Genomic DNA, 20,152 nt, shown 5'->3' on the forward strand with positions numbered 1-20,152 from the left:
GCGGGGCCGTTGCCCTGCATGCCGCCCGTCTCGCCCCCTGCGTCGCCCCGGCCCCAGTCGCCTTCCTGCCAGTCGGCCGGCGCACCGGCGGCGACCGCGCCACTGTGGGCATAGCGCTCGACGGCCTCCTTGGACGACTTGAGGTCCATGCCAGTGCGCTCGCGCACGATCTTGATCGCCTCGATCAGGTTGCCGCGCTCCAGGGCGGCGATGGCCTCGGGGGGAAGCTGGGTCATGAACTCTCCTCTGTGTTCAGGGGAGCGCCGCGGGAGCCGGGCGCTGTCTTTTTTGCTGGCTCAGGCGGCCTGAGCGACGGTCGATTCGGGTGTTTTTTCGTTGAGCGCCACGCGCCCGGCTTCGATGGTGATGCGCCGTTCGCACTGCGAGGCGATGCTGCGGTCGTGCGTGACCAGCACCAGCGTGGTTCCCAGCTCGCGGTTCAGGTCGAACATGAGTTTCATGACCTGCTCGCCGGTGGCAAAGTCGAGGCTGCCGGTGGGCTCGTCGGCCAGCAGCAGGGCCGGCTGCACCACGAAGGCCCGCGCCAGCGCCACGCGCTGCTGCTCGCCGCCCGACAGCACCTTCGGGTAGTGGCCCAGACGCTGCCCGAGGCCGACGCGGCCCAGCATCTCGGTGGCGGCCTTGCGCGCGTCCTTGCGGTTGGCCAGCTCTAGCGGCAGCATGACGTTCTCGAGCGCGCTCAGGTTGCCCAGGAGCTGGAAGCTCTGGAACACGAAGCCCACGCGCTGGGCGCGCAGCGCGGCGCGCTCGTCCTCGTCGATGGCGAAGATGTCGTCGCCCGCCAGCTTCACGGTGCCGCGCGTGGGCGTGTCCAGCCCGGCAATGATCGACAGCAAGGTGCTCTTGCCGGAGCCCGAGGCGCCGACGATGGCGGCGGTTTCCCGCGCGCCCAGGGTGAAATGGATGTCCTGCAGAATGTCCAGCGTGCCGGCCGAGTCGGTGACGGACTTGAAGACATGCTCGACGGCGACAATGGCATCAGACGGGGGTTGGGACATGAAAGGCTTTTCGTTTTGAATCGACGTGACTTTATCTTGACCACCGCCGCGCTCGGCAGCGCGGGGGCATGGACGGGTGCTGCGGCCCAGGCACAGACGGCATCGGCCGGCAAGCCGGTGATCCTCGTGCTCGGTGATTCGCTGAGCGCAGAGTACGGCCTCAAGCGCGGCGAAGGCTGGGTACCCTTGCTGGAAAAAAGGCTTGCGCAGCAGAAGATCGCGGCCTCGGTGGTCAACGCCAGCATCAGCGGCGACACCAGTTCCGGCGGTCGCGCCCGCTTCCCCGCCCTGCTGGCGCAGCACAAGCCCAGCCACGTGGTGCTGGAGCTGGGCGCCAACGACGCCCTGCGCGGCCTGCCGCTGTCGAACACCGAAGACAACCTGCTGCAGATCACCAAGGCCGCGCAGGCCGCGGGCGCGCGTGTGCTGATCGTCGGCATCCAGGTGCCGCCGAACTACGGCGGCGACTACACGCGGCGCTTCGAGGCCGTGTTCGCGAAGGTGGCGGGCGCGACGAAGTCGGCGCTGGTGCCCTTCCTGCTCAAGGGCGTGGCCGATGCGCCCGACGCCATGACGCTGTTCCAGTCCGACCGCATCCACCCGACCGCCGCGGCGCAGCCGCAGATCCTGGACAACGTCTGGCCGGAGCTGCGCAAGCTGCTGCCCAAGTAGCCTCGCCTCCTTGCGCGCGCCCCAAAGAAAAAGCCGCCGCAGGCCTGCGCCTGCAGCGGCTTTTCTGTTTTCAGGGGTGCCAGGAACGAGGGGTCATCCGTTCTTGGTCGGCAACTCGGGCGCCGTGGGGGGATCGCGTTCGAGCGATGCCACGTCGGTCTCCGGGTCTCCGGGGGCCAGCCCGTCGCTGCTCGGATTGAGCTTGCGGTTCGCCTTCTCCCGGAGCTTTTCTTCCTTCTTTTTCTTCTTGGCCAGCTCTTTCTGGCGCTTCTCGTAGCCGTAATTGGGTGTTGCCACTGCTTCTCCTTCAGGCGAGGCAGTCAGGGTGACTGCGCTTCAGCCTACTGTAAGCGATAACGGTGCAGTCTCAAGACGCGGCGCCGGCGGCCGTTTCGAACTCGAACACACCTTGCAAACCCGGATAACGCTGGTGCATGAACCAGCCCATGGCCCCTGCGCCGGCCACCAGGGCCAGGACCGACGCGGCCACCATCCATCCGATGTGTTCGCCCATCGGCCAGAGAACGATCACGGCCAGCACCGGCAACAGCCCGGCGAGCGATGACAGCCACATCCAGCGCCTCGGGGCGGGCATAGGCGCCCAGGTTTGCGGGTCGATGCCGGCATCGATGAACACCTCGGCGTCGAAGCGCAGGCGTGGCCTCGGCTGGGTGGCCAGGTGCAGCAACAGCGCACGCAGCAGCACGGCCCGGTTGCGAAAGCGAAGGACACGGCCGGTGTCGACGGTCAGCGCCAGGGGCAGCCGGATCTCCGTGGGTTCGCCACCCTGCGTCACCTGCTGGAACACCAGCCGCTTGACGATGGCTTCGCTCGATACGAACTCGGTCTTCACGTCATGGAAACCCACGCGTGCACGGCACACCTCGTGCCAACGCACCACCTGCGGCGATGCCGGATCGCCCCAGCACATGCCGTTCGCGTCGATCCGCAGCATTCCCTCGCCCACGCGCGGAAACTGGCGCAGCAAATACCAGATGCCGCCGCCCAGCGCCCCAAAGAGGAGCAGTCCGAGCAGCAGCAGGATCGCTTCGTTGCCGCGCGCGTTGGACCAGTCCTCCTCGAGCATCACGGCGGCGACGAGCCCTGCCGCGATCAACGCGAAAAACGCCACGAAGCCACCGATGAAGAGCCGCGTACCGCGCAGGTCGGGCACGCCTTCCAGCGGGCCGGACCGTGCAAGTGCCTCCAGCACCTGCGCGGGCACGTCCAGCACCCGCGACGCGACGGCGCGTGACGCGGGCGCCGCCGCATCGCGCGCAGCCGGCGGCCCGACACGCTGGCTCTTGCGGTGTTTCCTGCCCACGGCGCGCAACAGCGCCTACATCTGCAGCAGCGCCTGCTGCAGGTCGGCACGCAGGTCGTCCACATCCTCCAGGCCGACCGAGAAACGCACCAGCGTGCCCTTGTAGGGCCAGCGGGCCACGCTGGCGTCGCGCATCAGGCCGATGTCGTAGGGCACGACGAGGCTGATCGGGCCGCCCCACGAATAGCCGAGGCGGAAGAGCTTCAGGCTGTCGCAGAAACGGTCGACCTGCTCGGTGCTGAAGCGCTCGTCGAACACCACCGAGAACAGGCCCGCGGCCAGGTCGGTGGCGCCGCACAGCGCGCGCCAGTTGGCGTGGCCCGGCGAATCCTCGAGCGCAGGGTGCAGCACCTGCGCGATCTCCTCGCAGCCGTTGAGCCAGCCGGCCAGCTCGCGCGCCGCGCGGTCGTGCGCGGCGTAGCGCAGCGCCATGCTCGGCAGCGAACGCAGCAGGGTCTCGACGTCGCCCACGCCGATGCCGAAGCCGGTGCGCATGTGGGTGAGCTTGAGCGCGCGGTGCAGGCGCTCGTCGCGCGTGACGACGCTGCCCATCAGCACGTCGCCACCGCCGCTGGGGTACTTGGTGAGCGCGTGCACCGACACGTCGACGCCCTGCCCCGTGCCGTTGAAATCGAAGGGCGCGAAGGCCAGGCCCGCGCCCCAGGTGTTGTCCAGCGCGGTCATCACGCCGCGCTCGCGGCAGATTTCAGCCAGCGCCGGCAGGTTGGGGAACTCCATCGTCACCGAGCCGGCCGCTTCGAGCCACACCAGCCGCGTGCGGTGCGAGAGCTTGGCTTCCAGGTCGGACGGGTTCATCGCGTCGTACAGGCGGTGCGTGATGCCGAAGTTGGCGAGCTCGCCGGTGGCCAGCGCCTTGGTCGGGCCGTAGGCGTTGTCGGGAATCAGCACCTCGTCGCCGGTCTTCAGGAACGCGAACGAGACCAGCGAGATCGCGGCCAGCCCGCTGGGCACCAGCAGGCATTCGGTGCCGCCTTCGAGCGTGGCCAGGCGCTCCTCGAGCGTGAAGGTGGTGGGCGTGCCGTGCAGGCCGTAGGTGTAGCCGGCCTTGGTCTTCCAGTCGCGCGCACGCATCGCGGCGACGTCGGCGAAGAACACGGTCGAGGCCTTGAACACGCCGGGCTGCGGCGCAGCGAAGGTGGCCGGCGGCGTGTAGGGATGGTGGATCAGGGTCGTGGAAGGCTTGCTCATGTGCCGATGCTAGCGCCCCGCGAGGAACCCTCGACGGCCGTGACATTCTCCGTTCGATGTCGACGGCCTTGGCCGGATCGCACGCGCATTGCGGATAGAGTTGCCCCTCCGAAAATAAAGGGAGGATTTTCTCGATGCGTCATCTGCTCATCACCATCACGGCCGCTGCGGCCCTGTCCGCCTGCGGCGGCATGAAGAACCTGGATTCCAACGCGCTCGCGGGCGCCGGCGGCAGCGCCTTCAAGGCCATGTCGCTCACCGACGGCGACGTGCAGGCACTGGCCAACCAGTCCTGCGCCGAGCTCGACAAGAGCTCCAAGGTCGCGGGCCCCGCCGATGCCTACAGCAAGCGCCTGGAGCGTGTGCGCCAGGGCCTGCCCACCACCATCGGCGGCCAGCCCGCCAGCTACAAGGTCTACCTCACGAAGGACGTGAACGCCTGGGCCATGGGCAACGGCTGCATCCGCGTCTACAGCGGCCTCATGGACCTCATGAACGACGACGAGCTGCGCGGCATCATCGGCCACGAGATCGGCCACGTCGCCCTGGGCCACAGCAAGAAGGCCATGCAGACCGCCTACGCCGTGTCGGCCGCGCGCGGCCTGGCCGGCGCTACGGGCAATGCGGCGATCACGCAGCTGTCGTCCTCGCAGATCGGCGACTTCGCCGAGAAGCTGGTCAACGCGCAGTTCTCGCAGTCGCAGGAAACCGACTCGGACAACTACGCCTTCGACCTGCTGACCACGCAGAAGCTCAAGCGCGAAGGCCTCGTCACCGCGTTCCAGAAGCTGGCCAAGCTCGACGGCGGCAAGAGCTCGATGCTCAGCTCGCACCCCGCTTCCGGCGACCGCGCGGCCAACATCCAGAAGCGCCTCGCAACGAGCAAGTAAGCAGCCTGGGCCCGGGCGGCTGCTCGGCGCACAATGCGCCGATGCTCACCCGCCCGCCCTTGCCGGGGCCCGTCGCGCCATGCAGCTGACGCGGCCCCCGTCCCCTCATCTGCGGCCCTTCCTGCGGCTGCTGTGGGCCTCGGCGCCCGAGGGCACACCTGACACACGCACCGGCGCCCGCGAGCACGTGCTGCCCACGGGCGGCATGCACCTGGTGTTCCGGCTTTCAGGGCCGCCGCTGCGACTCTTCGACGACACGCGCGACCTGCGCGGCCACACGGTCGGCCATGCCATCGTCGGCGGTGCGCGCGCCGCGTTCTACCTGCGCGATGTGTCGGTGGCCACACGCTCGGTCGGCGCGCAATTGCACCCCGGTGCCGCCCGGCTACTGCTCGGCGCACCTGAAGACGCTCTGAGTGGTCGCCACACGCCGCTCGACGCGCTGTGGGGCGAGCGGCAGACCGCCGACGCACTCGAACAGCTGCATGCATCGTCCGACGACCCGGCCCGGCAACTGGACGTGTTCGAGGCCCTGCTGACCCGGCGCTTGGCCGCTACCGCCCTGCCCCGCACCAGCCCGCGCGGCCTGCACCCGGCCGTGGCCGCCTCGCTGGGCCAGATGACGCGCGACACGCCCGCGTCGATCGCCACGCTGGTGGCGCGCAGCGGCTACAGCCACCGGCGCTTCATCGCGCTGTTCCGCACGGCGGTCGGGCTCGCGCCCAAGGAATACGCCCGCGTGATGCGCTTCGACCGCGTGCTGGCGCTGGCCGCCGACGCTCCTGCGCGCGCCTGGGCCGACATCGCGCTCGCAGCGGGCTACAGCGACCAGGCGCACCTGAGCCGCGAGTTCTCGGCGCTGGCCGGCCTGTCGCCGCAGGCCTGGCGGCAGACGGGTGCGACGTCGCCGCGTCATGTGCCGGCTGTCGGCGCGGCAGGTCAATTTCCTTCAAGACGCTAGCGCCGGGGCTGCGCAGAATCGGCGCCACGGTCCCCGTTTCAACACCCGATTCCAGAAAGAAAGGCAGGTCCCGCCATGGCCATCCACGAGTTGTTTCCGTACCTCTGCGTCGACAACGCCGCCGCCGCCGTCGACTTCTATTGCCACGTGTTCGAGGTGAAGGAAATCTTTCGACTGACCGAGCCCAGCGGCCGCATCGGGCACGTCGAGCTGGACTTTCACAACGGCGCGATCCTGATGATCTCGGACGAGTTCGCCGAGTTCAACATCCGCTCGCCCAAGGCGCTCGGCGGCAGCGCGGTCTCGCTGCATTTGCATGTGGACGATGCCGACGCGCTGGTCGCGCGCGCGGTCGCCGCCGGCGCCACGCTGGACATGGCACCGCAGGATCAGTTCTATGGGGAGCGTTCCGGCGTCTTCCGCGACCCCTTCGGTCACCGGTGGAACGTGGGGCACAGCATCGAGAAGCTGACGCCGGAGGAAATGCAGCGGCGCTACACCGCGATGTTCGACACCCCCGGCGGCGGCAGCTGCAGCAGCAGCTGAGCGCGCCGGCCGGTGGTGCCAGGGCCGGTCGTCAGACCGACCACTTCTCGATCAGCTTCTCGGCGCCGAGCGAGTCGTAGCCCTCGAAGGGCTGGTGGATCCACGGGTTGGTGGCCAGGAACTCGACCGAGTAGTCGGGCGTGAAGGTCGACAGCGCCTTGGTCCAGATGACCGCGCTGCGCAGCTCGGTGATCGGCTGGTAGTTGTTGCGCAGCATGTCCATCACGGCGTGCAGCGTGTGGCCCGAATCGGCCAGGTCGTCCACCAGCAGCACCTTGCCGGCGATCTCGCCCTTGGGGGTCGTGATGTAGCGGGCGATGTCGAGATGACCCTGGATCGTGCCGGCGTCGGCGCGGTAGGAGCTGGTCGACATGATCGCCAGCGGCTTGTCGAAGATGCGCGAGAGCACATCGCCCGGGCGCATGCCGCCGCGCGCCAGGCACAGGATGGTGTCGAACTCCCAGCCCGACTGGTGCACCTTGATCGCGAGCTTCTCGATCAGGTTGTGGTACTCGTCGTAGCTGACGTAGAGATGTTTGCCGTCTTCGGTCAACATGGTCTGGTTCGTTCCTGTTCAGTCTGCGAGGTAGGGGTGGCGCATCATGATCGTGTGGTCGCGATCAGGGCTCGTGGACACCATGTGGATCGGCACGCCGGTGACCTGCTCGATGCGCTGCAGGTACAGCCGCGCATTGACCGGCAACTTGTCGTACTGCGTGACGCCCACGGTGCTTTCGGTCCAGCCTTCGAGCGTTTCGTAGATCGGCGTACAGCGCTCGATCTCGTCCGCGCCCATCGGCAGGATGTCGGTGGTTTCGCCGTCGAGTTCGTAGCCGGTGCACAGCTCGAGCTTTTCGAGGCCGTCGAGCACGTCCAGCTTGGTGATGCACAGGCCCGACAGGCCGTTGACCTGCGCTGAGCGCTTGAGCAGCGCGGCGTCGAACCAGCCGCAACGGCGGCTGCGGCCGGTGGTCACGCCCTTTTCGGCGCCCACGGTGCTCATGTGGTAGCCGGGGGTGCCCGGCGTGGCCCAGTCGAGCTCGGTGGGGAACGGACCGCCGCCCACGCGGGTGCAGTAGGCCTTGGTGATGCCCAGCACGTAGTGCAGCATGCCCGGGCCCACGCCCGAACCGGCGGCGGCGTTGCCGGCCACGCAGTTGCTCGAGGTGACGTACGGGTAGGTGCCGTGGTCGACGTCGAGCAGCGTGCCCTGCGCGCCTTCGAACAGCAGGTTGGCGCCGGCCTTGTGGGCGTCGTTCAGCTCGCGCGACACGTCGGCCATCATGGGCTTGAGCAGCGCGGCGTGGCGCATGGCCTCGTCGAACACGGTGTCGTAGTCGATGGCGGGCGCGCCCAGCACCTGGGTCAGCACGTGGTTGTGCAGCTCGAGCAGCACGCGCAGCTTGGCCGCGAAGCGCTCGGGGTGCTTCAGGTCCTGCACGCGCAGCGCGCGGCGGGCGATCTTGTCTTCGTAGGCCGGGCCGATGCCGCGGCCGGTGGTGCCGATCTTCTCGATGCCGCCCTTTTCACGGTAGGCCTCGCGCGCGATGTCCAGCGCAGCGTGGAACGGCAGGATCAGCGGGCAGGCCTCGCTGATGCGCAGGCGCGAACGCACTTCGACGCCGGCTTTCTCCAGGCCTTCGATTTCCTCGAAGAGCTTGGCGGCCGACAGCACCACGCCGTTGCCGATGTAGCACTTGACGCCGGGCCGCATGATGCCGCTCGGGATCAGGTGCAGCGCCGTCTTCACGCCGTTGATGACCAGCGTGTGGCCCGCGTTGTGGCCGCCCTGGAAACGGACCACGCCCTGGGCGCTTTCCGTCAGCCAGTCAACCAGCTTGCCCTTGCCTTCGTCGCCCCACTGGGTCCCGACGACGACCACGTTTCTTCCGGTGGTTACGCTCATGCTCGTTCCATTGCTTAAAAATTCAGATCGCTCGGACACTCCATTGGCCGGCCTGCTCGACGAGCTCGCGGTCGCAATGGAATTCATCGATTTCGCTGCCATGTCCGGGCAGCACGCAGACAACCGTTTCGCCGGCCTTGCGCAGTTGGGCGATGGCCTCGCGCAGGCCGGCCGCGTCGCTCCAGGGCGCACGGATGGCGGCGCGCAGCGGACGCGCCGGCAGCACGCCGACGAGTTCGCGCACATCGAGGCTGAAGCCGACGGCCGGACGGTTGCGGCCGAACACGGCGCCCACCTCGTCGTAGCGGCCACCGCGCACCAGCGAGTCGGCCGCGCCCGGCACGTAGATGCCGAAACGCATGCCACTGTAGTAGGCGTAGCCGCGCAGGTCGGCCAGGTCGAAGCTGATCTGGCGCCCTGCCGTGCCGTTCAGGCCGGCGGCGAGTTGCTTCAGGTCGGCCAGTGCCGCGGCCACGGTGGGCGTGCCCTTCAGGGCCTTTGCGGCCTCGTCGAGCACGGCCACATCGCCGTACAGGCCCACGAGGGCGCGCAGGCCGTCGCGTGATGCGGCGGGGAAATCCTTGGTGAGCGCCTGCAGCTCGCTCGCGTCCTTGGCGGCCAGCGCGGCGTGCACGCGGGCGATCGCGGCGGCATCGACCGGCACGCCGGCGAACAGCGCGCGCACGATGCGGGCGTCGGCCAGGTCGACGATCACGCCGTCGCGCAGGCCGGCGGCATCGAGGCAGTCGAGTGCCAGCAGCAGGGTTTCGGTGTCGGCTTCGAGGCCGGCGTGACCATAGATCTCGGAGCCGAACTGCAGCGGCTCGCGGGTGGCGTGCGGGCGGTCGGGCCGGGTATGGACCACCGGGCCGCAGTAGCACAGGCGCGCCACGCCGTCGCGGTTCAGCAGGTGGGCGTCGATGCGCGCCACCTGGGGGGTGGTGTCGGCACGCAGGCCCATGCTGCGACCGGAGAGCTGGTCGACGAGCTTGAAGGTTTGGAGGTCGAGCGCTTCGCCGGTGCCCGAAAGCAGCGACTCCAGGTGCTCGAGCAGCGGCGGCATCACCAGCTCGTAGCCATAGCCACGGGCGGTATCGAGCAGCTGGCGTCGAAGTTCTTCGATGTGGCGCGCCTCGGAGGGCAGCACATCGGCAATGTGATCCGGGAGGACCCAGGCGGACATGGGGATCGGGGGCGTGGTTAAACCGGGATTCTACCGGGCCCGAGCTACCCCAGAACCCAGAGCAGTACCAAACCCAGCAGGATGCTGCAAAGACCGAAGAAACGCAGCTGGCCATCGCGCAGCTGCAGCAGTTGGCTGAAGCCGCGCCGCCACCCGCCCGGCGAGACGAAAGGCAGGATGCCTTCGATCACCAGGACCAGCGCCAACGCGCTCCAGAAGGTGTCGGCGCTCACGGCTCCAGGCAGGACAGCGGAAACGGACGGCCTGTTGTTACTTGCGCGCCGAACCGGAGCTCTGCATGGCGCGGAAGAAGTCCGAGGACGGGTCGAGCACCATCACGTCGCTCTTCTTGTTGAAGCTCTGCTTGTAGGCCTCGAGGCTGCGATAGAACTGGGCGAACTGCGGATCGCGGCCGAAGGCCTCGCTGTAGGTCGCGGCAGCCTGGGCATCGCCCTCGCCCTTGATCTTCTGGGCGTCGCGGTAGGCGTTCGCCACGATCACTTCGCGCTGGCGGTCGGCGTCCGCGCGGATCTTCTCGCCTTCGGCCGTGCCGGTGGAGCGCAGCTCGTTGGCCACGCGCTTGCGCTCGGCTTCCATGCGGCGGTAGACCGATTCGGTGATGGCTTCCACGTAGTCGACGCGGGTGATGCGCACGTCGACCACGTCGACGCCCCAGGGCTTGGCACCCTTCACCACGGCCAGCACTTCGCGCTGCACGTCGGCCATCAGGGCCTCGCGGCGCACCGAGATCAGGTCGCGCACGGTGCGCTTGTTGATGTTTTCCTGGAAGGCATTGCGCACCACGCGGTTCAGCTGCATGGCGCCCGCGTTCTCGTCGAGGCCGACGTTGCGGATGTAGGCCTGCGGGTCGGAGATGCGCCAGCGCACGTACCAGTCGATCACCACGCGCTGCTTTTCAGCGGTGAGCATGGGCTCGGTGTCGAGGCTCGAGAGCGTCAGCAGGCGCTTGTCGATGTACGACACGTTCTGGAACGGCGGCGGCAGCTTGAAGTTGAGGCCGGGCTCGGTGATGACCTGCTTGATCTGGCCGAGGGCATAGACCACGCCGAACTGGCGCTGGTCGACCACGAAGAGGGTCGAGCTCAGCAGCACGAGCAGGACGAGGACCGAGGTGGCGATGAAACCGATTCTGTTCATGTTGTTCCGGGCCTTTCTCAGCGCACGTCGCGGTCACGCGAGCGGCCGTCACGGGCGCGCACGTCGGTGGTGGCGGGCGCCACCGGGATCACCGACGACTGGGTCGGTGCGGTGCCGGCCACGCTGGGGCTGGCGGCGTCCACGGGCGTGGCTGTGTTGCCGCCGCCTTGCTGCATCAGCTTGTCGAGCGGCAGGTACAGCAGGTTGGAGCCCTGCTTGCTGTCGACCAGCACCTTGGTCGTGCTGGCGTAGATCTGCTGCATGGCGTCGGTGTACATGCGGTCGCGCGTCACCTGCGGCGCCTTCTGGTACTCGGTCAGCACCGAGCTGAAGCGACCTGCGTCACCTTGTGCCTGCGCCACGATGCGGGCCTTGTAGGCCTCGGACTCTTCCTTCAGGCGCGACGAGGTACCGGTGGCCAGCGGCACGACGTTGTTGGCGTAGGCCTCGGCGTCGTTCTTGGCGCGTTCGCGTTCCTGGCCGGCCTTGAGCACGTCGTCGAAGGCGGCCTGCACCTGCTCGGGCGGACGCACGCCGCCCTGCTGCAGGTTGATGCCGACGACTTCGACGCCGACCTTATAGCGGTCGAGGATGGTCTGCATCAGTGCGCGCACGCGGGGGGCGATCTGGTCGCGTTCTTCGGCGAGTGCCGCGTCCATCTTCATCTTGCCGACCACTTCGCGCACGGAGCTTTCGGCCACCTGCACGATGGTTTCAGCGGGCGACTTGCTCTCGTAGAGCCAGGCGCGCGCATCGCTCAGGCGGTACTGCACGGCGAACTTGATTTCGACGATGTTCTCGTCTTCGGTCAGCATGGCCGATTCGCGCAGGCCGGTGGAACGCACGATGGCGTCGCGGCCCACGTCGGTGGAACGGATCTGCGTGGTCACCACCACTTCGTGGCGTTGAATGGGGTACGGCAGGCGCCAGTTGAAGCCGGCGTTCACCGTCGATTTGTAGCGACCGAACTGCGTGACCACGGCCTGCTGGCCTTCGTTCACGATGAAGAAGCCGGTGCCGAGCCAGATCAGGACCGCCACGGCGGCCACGAGGCCGATGCCGAAGCCGGCATTCTTCATGTCAGGCTTGTAGCCGTTGCCGCCACCGCCGCCGGTGCCGTTGGGGCGATTGCCGCCACCCTTGCCACCGCCGAAGAAACCGCCGAGCTTGCGATTGAGGTCGCGCCAGAGTTCGTCGAGGTCGGGCGGACCCTGGTTCGGGCCCTGGCCGCGCGGGCGATTGCCGTTGCCGTTGTTGCTCTGGTTGCCGCTCGAAGGCGGCGGGATCGGGGCGCCGGGGGGATCGGCATCGGGCGGCCGGTTGCCGGCCGGGCGGTCGCCGTTGGAGGACGGCTCGTCGCCGCGACCCCATCGGCCATCGTTCAGGTTGAACATGCCCAGAAACCCTCTCCGCGCTGGCTTTGCATTCATTCGCTTCGTTCTCGTGTCAGTGGCGGGATTGTGCCCAATCAAGGGGCCGCATCGTGCAATTCAGCGTCCGCCTCAGGGGACATCGTATCGGCGACGGAACCCGACTGCCGGGCCAGCTCGGCCCGCAGCAACGGCAGGCCTTCACCGGTCCTGGCGCTGAGGAAGATGCGGGGAACCTGCACGCCGTCGATTTCCATCTCGTCCTGCAGATGCAGCGGATGTTGCGCGCTTTCAAGAGCGTCGAGCTTGTTGAACACCAGCAGTTGCGGCACGTCGCCTGCGCCGATGTCCTGCAGCACCGACTGGACCTCGGCCATCTGCTCGGGATAGTGCGGGTTGGAGGCATCGATCACGTGCAGCAGCAGGTCGGCATCGACCGCCTCCTGCAAGGTGGCCTTGAACGCGTCGACCAGGCCGTGCGGCAGGTCGCGGATGAAGCCCACGGTGTCGGAGATCGACACCTGCCGGCGCGCATCGCCCAGGTAGAGGTAGCGCGTGGTGGTGTCGAGCGTGGCGAACAGCTGGTCGGCCGCATAGGCGCGGGCCTTGACCATCGCATTGAAGATCGACGATTTGCCCGCGTTGGTGTAGCCGACGAGCGAGATGTTGAAGGTCTCGCGGCGCTCGCGCTGGCGGCGCTGCGTGCTGCGCTGCTTCTGCACCTTGGCCAGGCGCTCGCGCGTGCGCTTGATCGACTCGTTGATCATGCGGCGGTCGAGCTCGATCTGCTTCTCGCCGGGGCCGCCGCGCACACCTGCACCGCCGGTCTGGCGCTCCAGGTGGGACCAGCGGCGGACCAGCCGCGTGCTCAGATACTGCAGGCGAGCCAGCTCGACCTGCAGCTTGCCTTCGTGCGAGCGGGCGCGCTGGGCGAAGATCTCGAGAATGAGGAAGGTGCGGTCATACACCGCGACATCGAGCTGGCGCTCGAGGTTGCGCTGCTGCGCAGGGCTCAAGGACTGGTCGAAGATGACCTCGCTCGCCCTGTGCATGGCGGCGAGCTCCTTGATCTCTTCGGCCTTGCCGCTGCCGACAAACAGCGCCGCATCGGGCGCCTTGCGCTTGCAGGCCAGGCGGGCAACGGGCGTCAGGCCCGCGGTTTGTGCGAGCAGGCCGAGTTCTTCGAGCTCGCTGTCGAAATGGGGCAGCCCGAAATCGACACCGACGAGAACGGCGGCGCCTTCCTGGCGGGGGATCGAATCAGACAAGCGGAATCAGATATGGAAAAAGCGCGGCGGGGTTGCCGCCGCGCTCCGCGCGATCAGGCGGCGGCGTCGTCGTTCTCGTTGGCCGAGAAGTTGACGGCACGACCCGGCACGATGGTGGAAATGGCGTGCTTGTAGACCATTTGCGTCACTGTATTGCGGAGCAACACGACGTATTGATCGAAGGACTCGATCTGGCCTTGCAGCTTGATGCCGTTCACCAAATAAATGGAAACCGGCACATGCTCGCGACGCAAGGTGTTCAGAAACGGGTCTTGCAGAAGTTGCCCTTTATTGCTCACGATATTCTCCGTGTTCAAGAGTAGTTGTTGGAGAGATGACCTTAACACAGGGTTTCTGCGCCGCAGCAATCGGGGTCAAAAGCCTTGAGAAAATAACGGTTCTCAAAAGACGGAACTTCCGCTCCTGCTGCGGCTCAACGGCTGCCATCGGCAGCCAAGCGCCCTCAGTTGTCCTTGTCCACGAACGGATTCTGCGAGCTTTTGAACTGGATCCGCAAGGGCGTGCCCACGAGGTCGAATTCCTTGCGGAAACGCCCTTCCAGGAAACGCTTGTAGGCGTCGGTCACATGCTCCAGCGAATTGCCGTGAATGATGATCACGGGTGGATTCATGCCGCCCTGGTGCGCATAGCGCAGCTTGGGCCGGAACATGCCACCGCGCTGGGGCGCCTGGAATTGCACCGCCTCCAGCAGCAGGCGCGTCAGCACCGGCGTCGACATCTTGCGCGTGGCCGACTTGTGGGCCTGCGCAATGGCCTGCCACACCGGGCCCAGGCCCTGGCGCTTGATGGCCGAGATGAAATGCAATGACGCGAACTTCAGGAACGGCAGGCGGGTTTCGATCTGCCGCTGGATCTGCTCGCGCTGGTAGCTGTCGACCGCGTCCCACTTGTTGATGGCGATCACCACGGCACGTCCGCTTTCGAGGATGTAGCCGGCGATGTGCGCGTCCTGGTCGGTCACGCCCTGCGTGGCGTCGAGCAGCAGCAGCACGACGTTGGCCGATTCGATGGCCTGCAGCGTCTTGACCACCGAGAACTTCTCGATCGCCTCGAACACCCGGCCCTTGCGGCGCAGGCCGGCGGTGTCGATCAGTTCGAAGCGCTGGCCGTTGCGCTCGAAGGGCACCGAGATGGCGTCGCGCGTCGTGCCGGGCATGTCGAAGGCCACCAAGCGCTCTTCGCCCAGCCAGGTGTTGATCAGCGTCGACTTGCCGACGTTGGGCCGGCCGGCCACGGCCAGCTTGATCGGCTTGTTGACGTCGTCTTCGTCTTCCTCGTCGTCCGGATCGGCCAGGTTCAGCGGCGCGAGCGCCAGTTCGACCAGGTCGCGCATGCCCTGCCCGTGCGCCGCGGACACGCCGTGCACGTCGCCGAAGCCCAGCTCGTAGAAGTCGACCAGCTTGGTGCCGTCGTGCATGCCTTCGGCCTTGTTGGCCGCCAGCACGCAGGGCTTGCCCAGCCGGCGCAGCTCGTTGGCGATGTCGTGGTCTTGCGCCGAGAGGCCTTCGCGGGCATCGACCACGAAGATCACGACGTCGGCCTCGGCCACGGCCTGGCGCGTCTGCTTGGCCATTTCCTTGTAGATGCCGCTGCCGGCATCTGGCTCGAAGCCGCCGGTGTCGATCACGATGAACTCGTGCTTGCCCAGGCGGCCGTTGCCGTAGTGACGGTCGCGCGTGAGGCCGGCGAAGTCGGCGACGATGGCGTCGCGCGTCTGGGTCAGGCGGTTGAAGAGCGTCGACTTGCCGACGTTGGGACGGCCGACCAGGGCCACGACCGGCTTCATGGCCGGCCTTTCGATGGCGCGGTTTTCATGGTCGGGCCTTGGAAGTAAGAGAAAGACAAAAAATGATTATTCAGGGCGGTAACCGAACACGCCACCCTTGGCGGTCACGACAACCACCGTGTTGCCGGCCAGGACCGGCGTCACGGTGATGGCCGAGCCGTCGGGCGTGACGCGGTTGAGCAGCGCACCGTCTTCGCGCGACACGAAGTGCAGCGTGCCGGTGCTCTCGCCGATGATCAGCGAGCGGCCCACGGCCAGCGGCGCTGTCAGTTCGCGGTTCTTCAGGCGACTCATCTGCCAGGCGCGTTCGCCGTCGGCGCGACGCCAGGCGGTGACGCTGCCATCCGACTCGGTGCCATAGAGAAAGCGCTCGTCGCCGCTCACGCCGTCGGCACCCGAGGCCGGCTTGCTCCAGAGCAGCTGGCCGCGCAGCGTGTCAACGCAGCCGACGCTGGCGTAGTAGGCGCGTGCGCAGACCGTGTCGCCGTAGCGGCTCACGCTGCCGGTCAGGTCGACCAGGCGTTCCACGTCGTTGGTACCGCGCGGCGCGGCAATGGGGGCTTCCCAGCGCGAGCTGCCGTTGCCGGGGTTCATGCCGACGAGTCGGCCGCCCAGACCGGCGACCAGCGTGTCGCCCACCGCGATCAGCACGCCCGACTTGCGCAGCACGAGGTTTTCGCCCGGACGCTGCTGCTGCCACAGGCGACGGCCGCTCTGGCCGTCCCAGGCGCTGACGCTGCGGTCGGCGGTCTGCACGAAGACGCGGCGGCCAGCCACCAGCGGAGCGGTGAAAGCCTGGGCCGACAGGCGCTGCTTCCACAGCACCTTGCCGTTTTCGATGGCGACCACTTCGTTGTTGGTGGTGACCACGGCCGTCAGCGAACCGTCGCTGCCGACACCGGCCGCCAGCGGCGCGCCGGCGCTGGCGCGCCAGGTTTCGCGACCGGCGCGGGCATCGATGGCGACGACCGTGCCGTCGCTGCCGGCCACGGTCACGATGTCACCGCTGACATCGGCGGTGAGCGGGAATTCGACGCCCGGAATCCGCACGTTCCAGGCCTGGCGCACGCCCATCAGGGACGGGTTGGCCGGCAGTTCGGCGGGCTTGGGCTTGCCGGAGCCCGAGCAGGCGGCCAGGAGCGCTACCAGAACAAGAGCAGAACCCGCGCGCAGGGCGGTCGATTCAGGCATGAAACGCTTGAAATTCATGAGGGTGTGCGATCAGGAGTTCTTGGGGACGGCGGGCGTCACGGTGACGGTCGGCGCCAGGGTCTTCGGGTCGACACCGACCGCGTTGAGCTTGATCTCGACCAGCCGGCGGTAGTCCGAGCCGGCGCCCAGGCCGGTCCAGGCCTTGCGGTACTCGGCCTGCGCCTCGTCGCGCTTGCCTTGCGCCATGTAGATGTCGCCCTTGCGGTCGGCCACCAGCGGTTCGAATTCGGTCGGCACCTTGCCGTCGAGTTGCTTGAGCGCGTCGTCATAGGACTTGGCGTCGAGCAGCTCGGCCGCGAGCCGCAGCTTGGCGATGGCCTGGTAACCCGGGTCGACGGCGTTCTGCGCCACCCAGCCCAGCGCCGCGCGCGAGCCGTCGGCATTGCCCTTGTCGAACAGCGTCTTGGCGACCAGCAGGCCGGCTTGCTGCGCGTAGGCGGTGCCAGCGAAACGGTCCTTCATGTCGGTCATCACGCGCTGGATGCGCTCGACGTCGCCCGACTGCGTGCTGCGCTCGACCTCGTCATAGAGGGCCGCGGCCTGGGCAGCCTTGGTGCGCTGGTAGTACTGCCAGCCGTTCCAGGCCACGAAGGCGCCGGCGACGAGCAGCACAGCCCAGGTGATCAGGGTGCCGTAGGTGTTCCAGAAATGCTTGAGCTGGTCGAGCTGTTCCTGTTCTTCGAGGTCGAGATGGGTGGCCATGCGCTGTCAGAGGTTGGGAGCCGGCGATTGTAGGGTGGCGGCCCAGGTGGTCACTTCAGCAAGTGAACGGGCGGACTGCGCGACGCTGGCGTCGCGCAAGGCCTTGAGAGTCACTTCACCGCGCGCAAGTTCATCGGCGCCGAAGATCAGCGCGTAGGTGGCACCGCTGGCGTCCGCCTTGCGCATCTGCGCCTTGAAGCTCGCCAGGCCCTCGGCGGTGCTGGCGTGCATCTGCACGCGCACGCCGGTTTCGCGCAGCTGCTGCAAGGCGCGCAGCACGACGGGCATCGAAGCGGCGTCGGGCACGATGGCATAGACATCGGGCACCGGTGCCGGCACTTCGGCGCCCTGCTCTTTCAGCAGGTCGAGCACGCGCTCGACGCCGATGGCCCAGCCCACGGCGGGCGCCGGCTTGCCGCCGATCTGCGCGATGAGGTCGTCGTAGCGGCCGCCGGCGCACACCGTGCCCTGCGCGCCGAGGCGGTCGGTCACGAACTCGAACACCGTGAGGTTGTAGTAGTCGAGCCCGCGCACGAGGCGCGGGTTGATCGTGAAGGCGATGTCGTTGGCCTTGAGGATGGCCTGCAGCCCCTCGAAGTGCGCCAGCGATTCGGCACCGAGGAAGTCGATCAGCTTCGGCGCCGACTCGACCACCTCTTTCATGGCCGGGTTCTTCGTGTCGAGGATGCGCAGCGGGTTGCTGTGCAGGCGGCGCTTGCCGTCCTCGTCGAGCTTGTCGGCGTGCTGCTCGAAGTGGGCGATGAGCTGGGCGCGGTGCAGCGCGCGCTCGGCCGGCTGACCCAGGCTGTTGAGTTCCAGGCGCACGTCGGTCAGGCCGATGGCCTTCCACAGCGCGGTGGCCAGCAGGATCAGTTCGGCGTCGACATCGGGTCCGGCAAAACCGAGCGCCTCGGCGCCGATCTGGTGGAACTGGCGGAAGCGCCCGCGCTGCGGCTTTTCGCGGCGGAACATCGGGCCCGTGTACCAAAGGCGCTTGGGGCCTTCGTAGAGCATGTTGTGCTCGATCACGGCGCGCACGAGGCCGGCCGTGTTCTCCGGGCGCATCGCCAGATGCTCCGCCTGCCCATGCTTGTCCGAACGGTCTTCGAAGGCGTACATCTCCTTCTCGACGATGTCCGTCACCTCGCCGATGCCGCGCACGAACAGCGCCGTGTGCTCCAGGATCGGGGTGCGGACGTTGCGGTACGCATAGCGCCCCATCAGCTCGCGCACGGTGGCTTCGAGCCACTCCCAGCGCGCCGATTCGGGCGGCAATATGTCGTTCATGCCTTTGACGGCATTCAGTTTTTCAGCCATGAGTCTGCGGAGGTGTCAGGCCAAGACAGCGTGTTCGCTGCCGAAGCGCTTTTCGATGTAGGTTTCGACGAGCTGGTGGAACTCGTTGGCGATATTGTCGCCGCGCAGCGTGAGGGCCTTTTCGCCGTCGATGAAGACCGGCGCGGCCGGCGCTTCGCCCGTGCCGGGCAGGCTGATGCCGATGTCGGCGTGCTTGCTCTCGCCGGGGCCGTTGACGATGCAGCCCATGACGGCCACCTTCAGCGTCTCGACACCGGGGTACTTCTTGCGCCAGACCGGCATCTGCAGGCGCAGGTAGTCGTCGATCTGCTTGGCCAGCTCCTGGAACGTGGTGCTGGTGGTGCGGCCACAGCCCGGACAGGCCGTGACGCTCGGCACGAACACGCGCAGGCCCAGGGCCTGGAGGATTTCGTTGGCGATCAGCACTTCCTGCGTGCGCGACTCGCCCGGCTGCGGCGTGAGCGACACGCGGATCGTGTCGCCGATGCCTTCCTGCAGCAGGATCGACAGCGCCGTGGCCGAGGCCACCGTGCCCTTGGTGCCCATACCGGCTTCGGTCAGGCCCAGGTGCAGCGGGTTGTCGCAGCGCTTCGCGAGTTCGCGGTAGACCGAGATCAGGTCCTGCACGCCGCTCACCTTGCACGACAGGATGACCTGGTTGCCGGCCATGCCCATCGACTCGGCCAGCTTCGCGGATTCGATGGCCGAGGTGATCAGCGCCTCGTACATCACCTGCTTGGCATCCCAGGGCTCGGCGCGCTGGCTGTTGGTGTCCATCAGGCTGGCGAGCAGTTCCTGGTCGAGGCTGCCCCAGTTCACGCCGATGCGCACCGGCTTGTTCCAACGCATGGCCGCGTCGATCATCTGGCCGAACTGCTTGTCCTTCTTGTCGCCCTTGCCCACGTTGCCGGGGTTGATGCGGTACTTGCTCAGGGCCTCGGCGCAGGCCGGATAGTCGGTGAGCAGGCGGTGGCCGTTGTAGTGGAAGTCGCCGATCAGCGGCACGTCGATGCCCATGCGGTCGAGCTGCTCGCGGATGTAGGGCACCTGCGCGGCGGCCTCGGGCGTGTTGACGGTGATGCGGACCATCTCGGAGCCCGCAATGGCGAGTTCCTTGACCTGGATCGCGGTGCCGATGGCGTCGACCGTGTCGGTGTTGGTCATCGACTGCACGCGCACGGGCGCGTCGCCGCCCACCGTGACGATGCGCGGACCCCAGACCACGCTGGCCTGGCGCGAGCGGCGCGCCTTCGGCGCCGCCGATTCGATGGGTTGGGGAGTGCAGTCGGTTGTCACGATTTCACCTCGAAACGCGCCACGCCGCCTCCGCGGGTGACAGGCTTCAGATCGTAGGGCTTTCCGTTCACCTGCACATCGACGGCCGATGCACGCCCCACCACCACGGACAGCGGCAGCGTGCCGGACAGCCCGACGGTCTCGCCGACCTGCAGGCTGCGGCGCAGCAGTTGCTTGCCACCGGCCTCGGTGACGGTGATCCAGCATTCCTCGCGCGCCACGAAGACGAGCTGCTGGCTGCTGGCGGCGCTGGTGTTGGCGACGGCCGCGAGGGGCGCGGAAGCCGGGGCGGTTGGCGCAGCAGCCGCCACG

At 67.7% G+C, this 20,152-nt stretch carries 22 protein-coding genes and 1 pseudogene; 4 read left to right on the forward strand and 19 right to left on the reverse strand.

Features of this window, described 5'->3' with window-relative positions; genetic code table 11:
• Positions 1-236, reverse strand: a pseudogene (locus VBO01S_RS25740) (hypothetical protein); the annotation flags it as partial.
• Between the two features lie 60 nt (positions 237-296).
• Positions 297-1,019: an ABC transporter ATP-binding protein gene (locus tag VBO01S_RS25745; RefSeq protein WP_062480734.1), complete on the reverse strand. Its 723-nt coding sequence runs from the start codon at positions 1,017-1,019 to the stop codon at positions 297-299.
• Positions 1,020-1,055: 36 nt separating this feature from the next.
• Between VBO01S_RS25745 and VBO01S_RS25750 the strand changes: the two genes are divergently transcribed.
• On the forward strand, positions 1,056-1,691 hold the full coding sequence (locus VBO01S_RS25750) for an arylesterase (RefSeq protein ID WP_255221200.1): 636 nt from the start codon (positions 1,056-1,058) through the stop codon (positions 1,689-1,691).
• A gap of 93 nt (positions 1,692-1,784) precedes the next feature.
• Here VBO01S_RS25750 and VBO01S_RS25755 read toward each other — a convergent pair whose 3' ends face one another.
• The 3 genes from VBO01S_RS25755 to VBO01S_RS25765 form a co-directional block, all read right to left on the reverse strand.
• Positions 1,785-1,988 (reverse strand): hypothetical protein, encoded by a 204-nt coding sequence (locus VBO01S_RS25755; protein WP_062480739.1) that lies wholly within the window; start codon positions 1,986-1,988, stop codon positions 1,785-1,787.
• Positions 1,989-2,058: 70 nt separating this feature from the next.
• Positions 2,059-3,024 carry a hypothetical protein gene (locus tag VBO01S_RS25760; protein WP_062480741.1) on the reverse strand — a complete coding sequence of 322 codons (966 nt, stop codon included), beginning with the start codon at positions 3,022-3,024 and terminating at the stop codon, positions 2,059-2,061.
• Positions 3,025-3,030: 6 nt separating this feature from the next.
• Positions 3,031-4,224: a PLP-dependent transferase gene (locus VBO01S_RS25765; RefSeq protein WP_062480743.1), complete on the reverse strand. Its 1,194-nt coding sequence runs from the start codon at positions 4,222-4,224 to the stop codon at positions 3,031-3,033.
• A 134-nt stretch (positions 4,225-4,358) separates the two neighbouring features.
• Here VBO01S_RS25765 and VBO01S_RS25770 point away from each other — a divergent pair, with 134 nt between their 5' ends.
• The 3 genes from VBO01S_RS25770 (at position 4,359) to VBO01S_RS25780 (ending at position 6,621) form a co-directional block, all read left to right on the forward strand.
• Positions 4,359-5,114, forward strand: a complete 756-nt coding sequence (locus tag VBO01S_RS25770; RefSeq protein ID WP_062480745.1) for a M48 family metallopeptidase — start codon at positions 4,359-4,361, stop codon at positions 5,112-5,114.
• 79 nt (positions 5,115-5,193) lie between these two features.
• A complete protein-coding gene (locus VBO01S_RS25775; protein ID WP_062480747.1) occupies positions 5,194-6,075 on the forward strand; it encodes a helix-turn-helix domain-containing protein in 882 nt (293 codons plus the stop codon).
• A gap of 75 nt (positions 6,076-6,150) precedes the next feature.
• Entirely contained in the window at positions 6,151-6,621 is a 471-nt protein-coding gene (locus VBO01S_RS25780; RefSeq protein WP_062480749.1) for a VOC family protein, read from the forward strand.
• A gap of 31 nt (positions 6,622-6,652) precedes the next feature.
• Here VBO01S_RS25780 and VBO01S_RS25785 read toward each other — a convergent pair whose 3' ends face one another.
• The 14 genes from VBO01S_RS25785 to VBO01S_RS25850 all read right to left on the reverse strand — a co-directional run.
• Entirely contained in the window at positions 6,653-7,177 is a 525-nt protein-coding gene (locus tag VBO01S_RS25785) for a phosphoribosyltransferase (RefSeq protein WP_062480750.1), read from the reverse strand.
• 18 nt (positions 7,178-7,195) lie between these two features.
• On the reverse strand, positions 7,196-8,527 hold the full coding sequence (locus tag VBO01S_RS25790; RefSeq protein WP_062480752.1) for an adenylosuccinate synthase: 1,332 nt from the start codon (positions 8,525-8,527) through the stop codon (positions 7,196-7,198).
• A 22-nt stretch (positions 8,528-8,549) separates the two neighbouring features.
• Entirely contained in the window at positions 8,550-9,710 is a 1,161-nt protein-coding gene (locus tag VBO01S_RS25795; protein WP_062480754.1) for an ATP phosphoribosyltransferase regulatory subunit, read from the reverse strand.
• Between the two features lie 44 nt (positions 9,711-9,754).
• A complete protein-coding gene (locus VBO01S_RS25800; RefSeq protein WP_062480756.1) occupies positions 9,755-9,943 on the reverse strand; it encodes a DUF2065 domain-containing protein in 189 nt (62 codons plus the stop codon).
• A gap of 37 nt (positions 9,944-9,980) precedes the next feature.
• A complete protein-coding gene (gene hflC / locus VBO01S_RS25805; protein ID WP_062480758.1) occupies positions 9,981-10,868 on the reverse strand; it encodes a protease modulator HflC in 888 nt (295 codons plus the stop codon).
• Between the two features lie 17 nt (positions 10,869-10,885).
• On the reverse strand, positions 10,886-12,262 hold the full coding sequence (gene hflK / locus VBO01S_RS25810; RefSeq protein ID WP_062480759.1) for an FtsH protease activity modulator HflK: 1,377 nt from the start codon (positions 12,260-12,262) through the stop codon (positions 10,886-10,888).
• Between the two features lie 74 nt (positions 12,263-12,336).
• The gene (gene hflX / locus VBO01S_RS25815) at positions 12,337-13,506 is read right to left on the reverse strand and encodes a GTPase HflX (protein WP_062480761.1); all 1,170 of its coding nucleotides are present in this window, start codon (positions 13,504-13,506) and stop codon (positions 12,337-12,339) included.
• Positions 13,507-13,559: 53 nt separating this feature from the next.
• Positions 13,560-13,805 carry an RNA chaperone Hfq gene (gene hfq / locus VBO01S_RS25820; protein WP_056582504.1) on the reverse strand — a complete coding sequence of 82 codons (246 nt, stop codon included), beginning with the start codon at positions 13,803-13,805 and terminating at the stop codon, positions 13,560-13,562.
• A gap of 164 nt (positions 13,806-13,969) precedes the next feature.
• A complete protein-coding gene (gene der, locus VBO01S_RS25825; RefSeq protein ID WP_062480763.1) occupies positions 13,970-15,313 on the reverse strand; it encodes a ribosome biogenesis GTPase Der in 1,344 nt (447 codons plus the stop codon).
• Between the two features lie 66 nt (positions 15,314-15,379).
• Positions 15,380-16,522, reverse strand: coding sequence for an outer membrane protein assembly factor BamB (gene bamB, locus VBO01S_RS25830; RefSeq protein WP_062480765.1), 1,143 nt, complete (start codon positions 16,520-16,522; stop codon positions 15,380-15,382).
• Between the two features lie 12 nt (positions 16,523-16,534).
• A complete protein-coding gene (locus VBO01S_RS25835; RefSeq protein WP_062480767.1) occupies positions 16,535-17,227 on the reverse strand; it encodes a YfgM family protein in 693 nt (230 codons plus the stop codon).
• A 6-nt stretch (positions 17,228-17,233) separates the two neighbouring features.
• Positions 17,234-18,544: a histidine--tRNA ligase gene (gene hisS, locus VBO01S_RS25840; protein WP_062480769.1), complete on the reverse strand. Its 1,311-nt coding sequence runs from the start codon at positions 18,542-18,544 to the stop codon at positions 17,234-17,236.
• Between the two features lie 15 nt (positions 18,545-18,559).
• Positions 18,560-19,840, reverse strand: a complete 1,281-nt coding sequence (ispG, locus tag VBO01S_RS25845) for a flavodoxin-dependent (E)-4-hydroxy-3-methylbut-2-enyl-diphosphate synthase (RefSeq protein ID WP_062480770.1) — start codon at positions 19,838-19,840, stop codon at positions 18,560-18,562.
• A partial coding sequence (locus VBO01S_RS25850; protein WP_157627461.1) for a DUF4115 domain-containing protein occupies positions 19,837-20,152 on the reverse strand: 316 nt, incomplete at its 5' end. The genes VBO01S_RS25850 and ispG, both read right to left, overlap by 4 nt.

Source organism: Variovorax boronicumulans NBRC 103145 (assembly GCF_001591345.1).
In the GTDB taxonomy this organism is placed as follows: domain Bacteria; phylum Pseudomonadota; class Gammaproteobacteria; order Burkholderiales; family Burkholderiaceae_C; genus Variovorax; species Variovorax boronicumulans.